General features: G+C 51.4%; 12 protein-coding genes. 6 read left to right on the top strand and 6 right to left on the bottom strand.

The features are described from left to right. Positions 1-3 precede the first annotated feature (3 nt). The 4 genes from pqiA to rmf all read left to right on the top strand — a co-directional run bounded on the left by pqiA (position 4) and on the right by rmf (position 3885). Positions 4-1257: a membrane integrity-associated transporter subunit PqiA gene (pqiA, locus tag ACH0VJ_RS04415; RefSeq protein ID WP_000333152.1), complete on the top strand. Its 1254-nt coding sequence runs from the start codon at positions 4-6 to the stop codon at positions 1255-1257. Positions 1258-1261: 4 nt separating this feature from the next. Further along, positions 1262-2902 (top strand): intermembrane transport protein PqiB, encoded by a 1641-nt coding sequence (gene pqiB / locus ACH0VJ_RS04410; RefSeq protein WP_000433416.1) that lies wholly within the window; start codon positions 1262-1264, stop codon positions 2900-2902. Beyond that, positions 2899-3462, top strand: coding sequence for a membrane integrity-associated transporter subunit PqiC (pqiC, locus tag ACH0VJ_RS04405; RefSeq protein ID WP_000759136.1), 564 nt, complete (start codon positions 2899-2901; stop codon positions 3460-3462). Before pqiB ends, pqiC begins: the two co-directional genes overlap by 4 nt. A 255-nt stretch (positions 3463-3717) precedes the next feature. Further along, entirely contained in the window at positions 3718-3885 is a 168-nt protein-coding gene (gene rmf / locus ACH0VJ_RS04400) for a ribosome modulation factor (RefSeq protein ID WP_001537784.1), read from the top strand. A 99-nt stretch (positions 3886-3984) separates the two neighbouring features. Here the strand turns inward: rmf and fabA are convergent, their stop codons facing one another. Both fabA and ACH0VJ_RS04390 read right to left on the bottom strand, forming a co-directional pair. Further along, positions 3985-4503 carry a bifunctional 3-hydroxydecanoyl-ACP dehydratase/trans-2-decenoyl-ACP isomerase gene (fabA, locus tag ACH0VJ_RS04395; RefSeq protein WP_000227928.1) on the bottom strand — a complete coding sequence of 173 codons (519 nt, stop codon included), beginning with the start codon at positions 4501-4503 and terminating at the stop codon, positions 3985-3987. 68 nt (positions 4504-4571) lie between these two features. Beyond that, on the bottom strand, positions 4572-6332 hold the full coding sequence (locus ACH0VJ_RS04390) for a Lon protease family protein (protein ID WP_000156457.1): 1761 nt from the start codon (positions 6330-6332) through the stop codon (positions 4572-4574). Between the two features lie 185 nt (positions 6333-6517). Here ACH0VJ_RS04390 and matP point away from each other — a divergent pair, with 185 nt between their 5' ends. Continuing rightward, entirely contained in the window at positions 6518-6970 is a 453-nt protein-coding gene (matP, locus tag ACH0VJ_RS04385; RefSeq protein ID WP_000877172.1) for a macrodomain Ter protein MatP, read from the top strand. A 71-nt stretch (positions 6971-7041) separates the two neighbouring features. On the opposite strand, the gene ompA is transcribed toward matP, so the two are convergent. Both ompA and sulA read right to left on the bottom strand, forming a co-directional pair. Continuing rightward, positions 7042-8094 (bottom strand): porin OmpA, encoded by a 1053-nt coding sequence (gene ompA, locus ACH0VJ_RS04380; RefSeq protein WP_001670727.1) that lies wholly within the window; start codon positions 8092-8094, stop codon positions 7042-7044. A 356-nt stretch (positions 8095-8450) separates the two neighbouring features. Continuing rightward, a complete protein-coding gene (sulA, locus tag ACH0VJ_RS04375) occupies positions 8451-8960 on the bottom strand; it encodes an SOS-induced cell division inhibitor SulA (RefSeq protein ID WP_000288732.1) in 510 nt (169 codons plus the stop codon). Between the two features lie 216 nt (positions 8961-9176). Between sulA and ACH0VJ_RS04370 the strand changes: the two genes are divergently transcribed. Beyond that, a complete protein-coding gene (locus ACH0VJ_RS04370) occupies positions 9177-9782 on the top strand; it encodes a TfoX/Sxy family DNA transformation protein (RefSeq protein WP_001202375.1) in 606 nt (201 codons plus the stop codon). Here the strand turns inward: ACH0VJ_RS04370 and yccS are convergent. Both yccS and ACH0VJ_RS04360 read right to left on the bottom strand, forming a co-directional pair. Further along, positions 9769-11922 (bottom strand): YccS family putative transporter, encoded by a 2154-nt coding sequence (gene yccS / locus ACH0VJ_RS04365; RefSeq protein WP_000950861.1) that lies wholly within the window; start codon positions 11920-11922, stop codon positions 9769-9771. The genes ACH0VJ_RS04370 and yccS overlap by 14 nt on opposite strands. A gap of 18 nt (positions 11923-11940) precedes the next feature. Next, the gene (locus ACH0VJ_RS04360) at positions 11941-12387 is read right to left on the bottom strand and encodes a YccF domain-containing protein (RefSeq protein ID WP_001261222.1); all 447 of its coding nucleotides are present in this window, start codon (positions 12385-12387) and stop codon (positions 11941-11943) included. Between the last annotated feature and the right edge of the window lie 46 nt (positions 12388-12433).

Raw genomic sequence — 12433 nt, 5'->3', positions numbered from 1 at the left:
CCTATGTGTGAACATCACCATGCTGCGAAGCACATATTGTGCCCGCAATGTGACATGCTGGTGGCTTTACCCCGCCTCTCGCATGGGCAAAAAGCAGCATGTCCACGATGCGGCGCAACGTTAACGACCGAGTGGGACGCGCCCCGGCAGCGTCCTACCGCCTATGCGTTAGCGGCACTATTTATGTTGCTGCTTTCTAACCTTTTTCCCTTCGTGAATATGAATGTCGCGGGCGTCACCAGCGAAGTCACGCTTCTGGAAATCCCCGGCGTCATGTTTTCTGAAGATTACGCCAGCCTCGGCACGTTCTTTTTATTATTTGTCCAACTGGTGCCGGCATTTTGCCTGGTGACCATTCTATTACTTGTCAACCGCGCCAGTCTGCCGTTGTCGGTAAAAAAAACGCTGGCAAGGATCTTTTTCCTCCTCAAATCGTGGGGAATGGCGGAAATATTTCTCGCCGGGGTGTTGGTCAGTTTTGTTAAGCTGATGGCCTACGGCGATATAGGCATCGGCAGCAGCTTTATTCCCTGGTGCTTATTTTGTCTCGTTCAACTGCGGGCGTTCCAGTGTGTCGATCGCCGCTGGCTGTGGGATGATATCGCCCCGCAGCCTGCACTGGCGCAGCCGTTAACGCCGGGGATTACCGGTATCCGGCAGTCTTTGCGTTCTTGCGCCTGCTGTACGGCGATCCTGCCTGCGGAGAGTCTCGTCTGTCCGCGTTGCCATACGAAAGGCTATGTCCGGCGTAAAAACAGTTTGCAGTGGACGCTGGCGTTATTATTTACCTCGATCATGCTTTATCTGCCCGCCAATATTTTGCCGATTATGATTACCGACTTACTGGGCTCGAAAATGCCGTCGACCATTCTGGCTGGCGTGATTTTGCTGTGGAGCGAGGGGTCTTATCCGGTGGCGGCGGTTATCTTTCTCGCCAGTATTATGGTGCCGACGCTAAAAATGATCGCCATTGCCTGGCTTTGTTGGGATGCGAAAGGCCACGGTAAGCGCGACAGTGAACGGATGCATTTTATTTATGAAGTAGTGGAGTTTGTGGGGCGCTGGTCAATGATTGATGTCTTTGTCATTGCCGTACTCTCTGCGCTGGTGCGCATGGGAGGGTTAATGAATATTTATCCTGCGATGGGTGCGTTGATGTTTGCTTTAGTCGTCATAATGACAATGTTTTCTGCGATGACCTTTGATCCGCGTCTGTCGTGGGATCGTGAATACGAACCAGGCCATGAGGAGTCCTGATAGCATGGAACCTAAAAAAGGGGAAGCCAAAGTACAAAAGGTGAAAAATTGGTCGCCTGTCTGGATATTCCCGATTGTTACTGCGCTTATCGGAGCCTGGATTCTGTTTTATCACTACAGCCACCAAGGACCGGAAGTTACCTTAATTACCACCAATGCGGAAGGCATTGAAGGCGGAAAAACGACGATCAAAAGTCGCAGCGTGGATGTCGGCGTGGTTGAAAGCGCGACGCTGACTGACGATCTGACGCATGTACAAATCAAAGCGCGGCTTCATTCCGGTATGGAAAAGTTGCTGCATAAAGACTCGGTATTTTGGGTGGTAAAACCGCAGGTGGGGCGTGAAGGCATCAGCGGGCTTGGGACGCTGCTATCAGGCGCGTATATTGAACTACAACCAGGAAGTAAGGGCAGTCAGCCGGAAAGCTATCAGCTTCTTGACTCACCGCCGTTGGCGCCGCCCGATGCCAAAGGTATTCGTGTGATTCTGGACAGCAAAAAGGCCGGTCAGCTCAGTCCTGGCGATCCCGTTCTGTTCCGGGGCTATCGGGTAGGGTCCGTTGAAACCAGCTCTTTCGATCCGCAAAAACGGACAATGAGTTATCAGTTGTTCATTAAGGCGCCAAACGATCGATTGGTCACCAGTAATGTCCGATTCTGGAAAGATAGCGGTATCGCTGTGGATCTGACATCGGCGGGAATGCGCGTGGAAATGGGATCGTTGACGACGTTGTTTGGCGGCGGCGTGAGTTTTGATGTGCCGGAAGGACTTGAGCAGGGGCAACCCGTCGCCGAAAAAACGGCGTTTAATCTCTACGACGATCAAAAAAGTATTCAGGATTCGCTGTACACCGATCATATCGATTACCTGATGTTCTTTAAAGATTCGGTGCGCGGATTACAACCCGGCGCGCCGCTGGAGTTCCGCGGTATTCGTCTGGGGACGGTAAGCAAAGTGCCTTTCTTTGCGTCTAATATGCGTCAGGTGTTTAACGACGATTACCGTATTCCTGTGCTGGTGCGCATTGAACCGGAGCGTCTGAAAGCGCAATTGGGAGAAAATGCGGATGTTGGCGCGCATTTGACGGAACTGCTTAAGCGCGGTTTACGCGCTTCGCTTAAAACCGGTAACCTGGTGACCGGGGCGCTGTATGTCGATCTGGACTTTTATCCTAAGGAGCCGCCGATTACCGGACTACGCGAATTTGATGGTTATGAAATTATTCCCACCGTCAGCAGCGGCCTGGCGCAAATTCAACAGCGACTGGTGGAAACGTTGGATAAGATCAACAACCTGCCGCTGAATCCGATGATCGAACAAGCGACCAATACGCTGTCTGAAAGCCAGCGTACTATGCGTCGGCTGCAAACCACGCTGGATAATATGAACAAGATTACCTCCAGTCAGTCGATGCAGCAGCTTCCGGCGGATATGCAAACGACGTTACGCGAACTTAACCGCAGTATGCAGGGCTTCCAGCCTGGATCGGCGGCGTATAACAAAATGGTGGCGGATATGCAGCGTCTCGATCAGGTGCTTCGTGAGTTACAACCGGTGTTGAAAACTCTGAACGAGAAGAGCAACGCGCTGGTATTTGAAGCGAAGGATAAAAAAGATCCTGAGCCTAAGAGGGCGAAACAATGAAAAAATGGCTAGTCGTGATAATGGCGTTCTGGCTGGCGTCATGTAGCTCCGGCGGAGAGAATAAAAGCTATTATCAGCTCCCGATAGCGCAAAGCGGTGTGCAAAGCACCGCAAGCCAGGGCAACCGTCTCTTATGGGTAGAGCAGGTTTCCGTACCTGACTATCTGGCAGGTAACGGCGTGGTGTATCAAACCAGTGATGTTCAGTATGTGATTGCCAATAACAATCTGTGGGCCAGCCCGCTGGACCAGCAATTACGTAACACGCTGGTGGCGAATCTTAGCGCCCGGCTTCCTGGCTGGGTCGTCGCTTCCCAGCCGTTGGGAACCACCCAGGATACGTTGAACGTTACCGTAACCGGATTCCATGGACGTTACGATGGTAAGGTTATCGTCAGCGGGGAGTGGTTATTAAACCACAACGGACAACTGATTAAGCGGCCTTTCCATATCGAAGCCAGCCAGCAGAAAGATGGCTATGATGAGATGGTCAAAGTACTGGCAAGCGCATGGAGTCAGGAAGCAGCCGCTATCGCAGATGAGATAAAGCGCCTTCCCTGAGATAAAAGTAATGTAAATTTAACCGCTTCAGGTCGTGCGCCTGAGGCGGTTTTTTTATTTTTGACGCCGGAAAAATAGTTGTTATGGCTCACATTTTTTGTACAAATGATTTACCGTATAGCTCACAAATATGACATTGGTGTGAATTTTGCGCATTGACGGGCGATCCATTTAGAGGTATTCGTGTAGTGTGATTGCACATTTTGTAATCACTGTTTTCTTTTCCACCAGATACAAATATGAGGGAAACGAGGCATGAAGAGACAAAAACGAGATCGCCTGGAACGGGCACATCAACGTGGATATCAGGCCGGCATCGCCGGACGATCAAAAGAAATGTGTCCCTATCAGACGCTGAATCAACGGTCATACTGGTTGGGAGGTTGGCGACAAGCCATGGAGGACAGGGCGGTAATGGCCTGATTCTGTCTCTTTAGAAAAAGAAACCTCCGCAGTGCGGAGGTTTCGCCTTTATTGGCTTTGCAAGCATGATACCGATAGCGCGGAATATCAATTCAACACTTAGAACGCGGAAGTATCCTGGAACAAACCGACTTTCAAATCGTGTGCGGTATAGATCAGACGACCATCCACCAGAACCTCACCGTCCGCCAGACCCATGATCAGGCGACGGTTTACGATACGTTTGAAATGAATGCGATAGGTGACTTTCCTGGCTGTCGGCAGAACCTGGCCGGTAAATTTCACTTCGCCCACGCCCAGAGCGCGGCCTTTGCCTTCGCCGCCCAACCAGCCCAGGTAGAATCCCACCAATTGCCACATAGCATCCAGACCCAGACAACCGGGCATCACCGGATCGCCGATAAAGTGGCATCCGAAGAACCATAGATCCGGATTGATATCCAGCTCGGCTTCGACATAGCCTTTGTCGAAATTGCCGCCCGTTTCGGTCATCTTAACGACGCGGTCCATCATCAGCATGTTCGGCGCAGGGAGTTGCGGCCCTTTAGCGCCAAACAGTTCACCACGACCAGAGGCAAGAAGGTCTTCTTTTGTATAGGATTCGCGTTTATCTACCATGTTTTATGTAAACCTTATTTTATTGAAGCACGCAGGATAGCTAACACGTGTACGCTGAACAAGTCCGATCAGTTCGGAATAAAAGCGTTCAGCCAACGTAATGGCCACGGGAAACGATGACGGCCTTCCTGTTGCGTCGCCTGCGCGATACGCTCCTGGATAGTCTGCATCAACGTCGTTTGACCTTCGCCATCCCACACCAGATTTAACAGTAGCGGTAAGGCGTCGGTCACGTCGTCTACCGCCCAGATAGTGAACTTCTCTTCTTTAACCGCTTGCAGCAGTTCAGATTTAAGACTGAGATGGCGGACGTTGGCGGCAGGGATAATTACGCCCTGTTTACCGTTTAATTCCCGCTGCTCGCAGATGGCGAAGAAACCTTCAATTTTTTCGTTTAGCCCGCCCACCGGTTGCGCGCGACCAAACTGATCGACCGAGCCGGTAATCGCAATGTTTTGATTCACTGGCACATTGGCCAGCGCGCTGATGAGCGCACATAATTCCGCCATTGAGGCGCTATCGCCATCCACTTCGCTGTAGGACTGCTCAAAGGTTAACGAGGCAGAGAAGGGAATTTGTTGCTCCAGCTGCAACTCCGACATCAGGAAGGCCTGCATAATCATCATTCCCTTAGCGTGGATATTCCCGCCAAGTTCGGCCTTGCGCTCAATATCGTTAAATTCGCCATCGCCGATATGCACAACACAGCTAATTCGCGACGGTTCGCCAAAGGCGCGAGGATGCCCGGGAAACTCAATGACGGAAAGCGCATTGATTTGTCCAACGCGTTCGCCTTCGGTTTCAATCAGGATCTGCTCTTGCAGAATCTCATCCTGCATCCGTTCCGCCAGAAAGCCTTCTCGCCATTCGCGTCGGGCAAGCATCAGACTGAGCGCTTCTTCGCCGCAGGTATCGCCTTCGCATAAAGGCGCCGCTTCCTTAAACTGGCGGGCTATCCACAGTGGGCAAAGAGGCAGCGTATCCTGTTCGCCGGTATAGCGCACAGCCTCGCGTATCAGGACGGGCCAGGCGTCCGGTGCCGGAGGGGGCAAATTATCGCGTAAAGCGATACGCGTCACCCATTGACACCACAGGGTCATAGCTTCTGCGTCCGCTATCTGTAAATTGTCTTCAAATTCACTGTAGATAGCCTGTTCCGCGAGCTCCGGTTCCATCTCCTGAAAATCAGCCAGTGATTCACGTTCGCCAACCAGAATCACCTTCAGTTTGAGCGGCATGGATGGCACGGAGACCGGTAATGGACGCGACTCGTCAAAGGCCACCCAGTCAAAACGCTCGCGGCTAACGATGGCTTTCAGACGCATCCACAGTAACGGCTGCGCCAGAAGGGTTCGTAAGGAAATAATCAGCACGCCGCCGTTCGCCTGATGAACCAGTCCCGGCTGCAGGGTAATGTCGCCGTTATACTGCCGCAGGCAACCAAAGAGCTGCTCGGCTTCGACCCAGTCCGCGCTGACGACTTGTGTGACGGTGGCAAAGTTGTCTTGCGCATTCTGCGCGGCGCGGTAATGAACAGTATGCCCGGAAACGTCATAATGTCCGCCGGTTAATTGTCCGGCATCGGTTTGCAGAGCGCGGACGGCATCTGAAAGTAAAGTGAGATACTCTTGCTCTTCAGGCGCTTTAGTCAGCATAAAAGAGGATGAGCTCCACGGCTGAATAAGCTGCTCAAGCGCAAATTGCAGTCGTGGCTGAGTATCACTGAGTAAGGTGTCGTTTTCGTCAGTCGCGTGTGGCTGTGCAAATATCTCCTGATAGCTTTCGCTATCCGGAACCAGATCACGCCATGCAAGTTTCGTAATGGTCAAAGTTGAGGTTTTTTAGTCTGTTGTAAAAGGGGGGATTATAGCCTAACCCGTCACGCTGCACACGCGGAAAGCGAATGCAAAGTAATATGAAGACGTGTAACCATTCACAGGTTCGAGATTCTTTTCTTCAGATGGCTAAAAAACTGATATTCTGATAACAGTTACACGGTAACGTTGGGATCACAATGAAATATCAACAACTTGAAAATCTTGAAAGCGGTTGGAAATGGAAATATCTGGTGAAAAAGCACCGCGAAGGGGAGTTGATCACCCGCTACGTGGAAGCCAGTGCTGCCCAGGAAGCCGTCAATTTGTTGTTGGCCCTCGAAAATGAACCGGTGCGGGTAAATGTCTGGATAGACAGGCATATGAATCCTGCCTTGCTTAATCGGATGAAACAAACCATTCGGGCAAGACGCAAACGACACTTCAATGCGGAACATCAGCATACGCGCAAAAAATCTATCGATTTAGAGTTTATGGTCTGGCAGCGTCTGGCGGGCCTTGCGCAGCGACGCGGTAAAACATTATCCGAAACGATAGTGCAACTGATAGAAGACGCGGAGCATAAAGAGAAATATGCCACGCAAATGACCACGTTAAAGCAGGATTTACAGGCGTTATTAGGCAAGAAGTAACGCTGAAAGGCGTTGTCATCCAGACCAGAGCAAAAAACCCCGCGACGCGGGGTTTTTTATCAGACGGAAACTTAAGCCTGCGGCTGAGTTACCACGTCTTTAACGCCTTTAACTTCGATCTCTACGCGACGATCCGGAGCCAGGCAATCGATCAGGGCAGCGCGAGGTTTCACGTTGTCACAGGTGTTGCCGGTAACCGGGTTAGATTCGCCCATACCACGTGCGGAGATTTTGTCAGACGGAATACCTTTGGAGATCAGGTAATCAACAACAGACTGAGCACGTTTCTCGGACAGACCCTGGTTGTAAGCGTCAGAACCGATACGGTCAGTGAAGCCCAGAACGACAACGGAACCGTCTTTCGGATCCAGGTTGCTCAGCTGGCTGTACAGCTGATCCAGAGCCTGCTGGCCTTCCGGCTTCAGGGTAGATTTGTTGAAGTTGAACAGTACGTCAGACTTCAGAGTGAAGTGCTTGGTCTGTACTTCCGGAGCCGGAGCCGGAGCCGGAGCGACTACCGGAGCAGCTTCTTGCTGGCCGAAACGGTAGGAAACACCTACGCTCAGCAGGCCGTTGTCCGGACGGGTGCCGATGGTGTTGGCATCACCGATGTTGTTAGTCCACTGGTATTCCAGACGGGTTGCGATTTCAGGGGTGATGGCATACTCGATACCGCCCGCGAATACCGGGGAAACGCCGGTGTCGTGGTCTTTAGTAGACGGGCCGCCAGGGACGTTAGACTTGGTGTCTGCACGCCATACCATACCACCCAGACGGGTATAAACGTCCAGATCGTCAGTGATTGGATAACCCAGTTTAGCGGTCAACTGAACGCCCTGAGCTTTATAAGCGCCATTGATGTTGTCGCCTTTGTACGGCATACGGCCTAACCAGTCGTAGCCCATTTCAAAGCCAACGTACGGGTTAACCTGGTAACCACCAAAAGCACCTGCGCCCAGTTGGTTTTCATGAGTCGGGCCATCATTGTTAATGAAGCCGGTGTCATGGTACTGAGACCAGCCCAGTTTAGCACCAGCGTACCAGGTGTTATCTTTCGGAGCGGCCTGCGCTACGGTAGCGAAACCAGCCAGTGCCACTGCAATCGCGATAGCTGTCTTTTTCATTTTTTGCGCCTCGTTATCATCCAAAATACGCCATGAATATCTCCAACGAGATAACACGGTTAAATCCTTCACCGGGGGATCTGCTCAATAGTTACTCTACCGATATCTACGGCTTATGCTGAGCACCCCTGGCGATGTAAAGTCTACAACGTAGTTGGAAACTTACAAGTGTGAACTCCGTCAGACATGTGAAAAAAACATGACGGATATACACATCATTTAACAGTTTCAGATGATAAATCGTACAGCAAAAATTGCGGAAACCGCTTCTGGCAAGCGTTCTCGCAAAAAAAACGTTAGCACTCAAAGGAGATACGTTCGCGTAAAAAAAAGTCCAGGATAAATCCTAATTTTACTTAATGATACAAATTAGAGTGAATTTTTAGCCCGGAATGCTGTCTCCTGGGTAAAGCGTGCGCACGTACAGGGCGCATGATAAACCCTACCGCATTACCTACCTTCGCTGCTTCAACCAGGCTGGCATGTTCTTCTTCTGTCAGTTCTTCAGTCATCCAACCAATTACCACGCTGTAATTTCCTGTACGCAAAGCGCGGATCATCGACTCCAGCGTATGACGAGGCGCAAGCTGGCTAATTTGCATCACTTTCGTTAATGGCAAACCTGAAGACTGTACCCATTCACGGCTGAGCTTTTGCTGCGGCGTGAGCCAGAGCTGCCAGCGTGATTGTTGGCCTAACTGACGGAGTAAAGGCAAAAGCAGGAGTTGCGCCATCATGGGCTGGTCTTCGTGGTAGACAACTTCACTGACCAGTCCTGCCGCGGCATTTTCCGTAGCGGTGCGCGCAGCGTTGTGGGTAGTGGTAGGAAATGACGAAGAACGATTTGCATAACCTGAAGTGTACATAATCAATCCAGCCCTGTGAGTTACTGTATATTCATACAGTACTCCTGTGGCGATGAAAGATCAACTCTATTTTCGGAAACTGTCTCGCAATTTTTATTCTTAGTGGCGTCAAAAATAAAAATCATCTTGCTCGCGGAGTATAAGTTGCCTATTTTCGTCATTAACGGATCCGTTACTGCAAATCATTCTTTTACTTTATGATTTAAAAGGAATTTTATGAGAGCACTCTCTTATGACAGGATCTATAAATCGCAAGAATATTTGGCCTCTTTGGGGACGATCCAGTATCGATCTTTATTCGGTAGCTATAGTCTGACCGTGGAGGATACCGTCTTTGCGATGGTGGCTAATGGCGAGCTTTATCTCCGCGCCTGTGAAGAAAGCGTACCCTACTGTGTGAAGCATCCTCCCGCCTGGCTCATGTTCATGAAATGCGGACGTCCCGTTATGCTCAACTATTACCGGGTGGATGAAAGCCTGTGGCGCGATCAGCAGCAGCTGGTACGTTTATCGAAGTATTCTCTCGACGCGGCAATGAAGGAAAAACACAGCCGTATTTTACAGCACAGACTCAAAGATCTCCCCAATATGACCTTCCATCTGGAAACATTGCTCAATGAGTCAGGGATAAAGGACGAAAATATGTTACGCATACTGGGCGCGAAAATGTGCTGGCTAAGGTTGCGACAAAGCAATCCCTTGCTGACGGTGAAAGTTTTGTATGCCCTGGAAGGCGCAATTGTCGGCGTACATGAAGCGGCGCTCCCGGCGAGTCGTCGCCAGGAGCTTGCCGACTGGGCTCATTCGCTTACGGCTGGGTAATTAATGTAGAAGTCGGCGGTGAAATTTGCCGTTGCAAGCGTCCAATCTCGGGCAGTAAGGCAATGAGCAAACCAATTTGTTGAACAACCAGAGGTTCTTTGCTGTCCGGACGTGTTTCCAGCGACTGAACTCGCTGCTTTAAACCCTCCAGCGCCTGGTGTACGCGCTGTTCGTCTTCAGGTTGATGATGAAGCGCATCATCAACGTAGCAGACCGCGTCATCCAGAAGCCCCAACACGTCCGGATTACTGAGCTTTTCGCGGTGCGCGCCGAGGGCGGAGATATAGCTGGTAAAAGTGTGATTGAGGCAAAGCAGCCTGAACGCCGCCTCCCGGGTTTCAGCCGTGACGTCGGGTTCGCTCGACATATTAGAAACCACGGATGCCAGTTCTGCATCGCGGTTGTGCGCGTCGCGTCTGGCAATGCGATAGGCCAGGCGGTTATCCCGTCCCTGGTGATATTGCTCAAGGATCGCATCAAGGTAGCGGCAATTAGCATCGGTGGCGCGCTGGAGTACCCGGGGAAGGTTGCGAAAGCGCCAGTCCGGCCAAATAAAGCTGACCGCAGCCCAGGCGATAGCGCAGCCAATTAACGTGTCGACGACGCGCGGTAACGCTACCTCGAAGCCTTCGCCCAGGAGGTTAAAGCAGAGTAATACCAGCAGGGTGATGAACATCGTTGCATGGGCATACTGCACATTACGGAATGCGAAGAAAAGCACGCCGGTAATCACCAGCAGAACTAACTGTCCTTCAAGCGAAGGAACAAACCATAAAATCGGCAGGCCGATCGCAACGCCTACCAATGTACCGATAATCCTGAGCGCAAGGCGATGGCGGGTCGCGTTATAGTTAGGCTGACAAACGAACAGGCTGGTGAGCAATATCCAGTACCCGTGGCGCATCCCGGTAATTTGGATGAGAGCATAACCGATGCACAATACCAGCGACATGCGTACCGCATGGCGAAAAAGAGCGGACTCCGGGGTAAAATTACGGCTCAGACGCAGCCAGATGTCGCTAAACCCGTGCAGGCTATCATCAGCCAACTGGTTTTCTGACTCATTGCGCGGCATTGCCTGGGCCTGCTCCGACTCGATCGTCGCCAATTGCGCATCAATGGCGCGTAGGTTGGTTAATAAGAATCCAAGCGTATTTAACAGCTCTAAAGAAGCGCCGCTGGCGCGCATACGTTCAAGCGCGGCGTCAATGTGGGTAAAGACGCGTTCAAAACGCGGATCATGCTGGTACGGCGTACGCAGTAAGATACAGCGCGCCAGCTGCGTACAGGCCTGCGCCTGCATCGACATCAGACGCTGAAAGCGGAACATGACGTCGCTATGGCGAAAATAATCGCGCAGCGTCTGGTATTGAATATGCGAAGAACTGGCGCGTTCATGAATATCCTGCGCCACAAAATAGTAATGGAGGGTGCGGCGCGTACCGCGTTGACCGCGATCGCCGCGCAGGCGACTCAATAACGACACTTTCGTTTGGTTCAGCGTCGCCATTAACTGCCCGTTCGCTAACGCTAAATCATAGAGCGGCGCCTGGCTTTCATCTTCAATATCAGGATCAAACAGACGTGATTTCAGTTCCAGATAGTGCGCCAACTGTTCGTAACTGCGTGCCAGATTATCCTGCAACGGACGGATCGGAAATAGCAGATGCCCGGTTAGCGTCAGTAGGTTATACCATACTGCGCCTGCCAGCAGGAGCAGTGGTTGCTGATACCAGTGATCATATAAAGAAGCGCCCAGCATCGTATAAATCGCAATGAGTAACGCGCCGAACGCGATGGTGGCATAGCGTTGCCCTAATCCTCCCAACAAAATAAACCCGCTGGTGGATAACGTTAAGCCCAACGCAAATAGCCACGGCCAGGGAAAGAGCAGCTCCACAGAAGCCGACGCGATAAAAAAGCAAATTAAGGTAATGATTAAATTACGCAAGCGTCCGGCAAGGCGGTCGTCGAGATCGGTTAGCGCCGCGGCAACCATACCGAGCGTGAGCGGGATGGTCAGTTTGACGTCGCCCAGCCACCAGGGCAGGGCGGTGGTGCCGCACAGAGCGATAAAAATGCGGATGTAATACAGCCAGGTACTGTTCCAGGTATAACGGCGAATCAACGGACTTAACATAAAGGCTATTTGTCCCGATCATTCAAAACGGCGGCGCGCGTTAGCTTCTCGCGCGGCGCGAGCGGTTTCTACAGAGACGACGCGGCGACCGACAGGCCAAAGCGCAATCGCGGCAATTTTAAAGTTCGCAATACCGACAGGTATCCCGATGATAGTGACACACTGCGCGATACCGGAGGCAATGTGCATCAGGCATAGCCACCAGCCGAAAAAAAGTAACCAGAAAATATTCAGCAAGGTACCGCCAGTATTCATTAATACGCTTTTCGCCGCCGGATTAAGTTCGTCAACGTGAATGGCTTCATTACCGTAAGGGAACAGGGACAGCTTGGTTATCTCCCAGCAGGAGCGGGTCAACGGCAGGGTAAAAATAAGCACAATACTGACCAGCGTCGCCAGCAGCCAGGCCAGCGTAGTGGCAAAGCCGCCCAGTACAAAGTTTAAAATATTCAGAACGGTACGCATAAACCCTCAGTTCATTCCGGTTTTCTATCACTGCGGGCAATTGTAA

This window comes from Salmonella sp. 2020_1459, from assembly GCF_043847915.1.
Taxonomy (GTDB): Bacteria; Pseudomonadota; Gammaproteobacteria; order Enterobacterales; family Enterobacteriaceae; genus Salmonella; species Salmonella enterica.
This window is presented reverse-complemented; position numbering and strand designations above follow the sequence as displayed.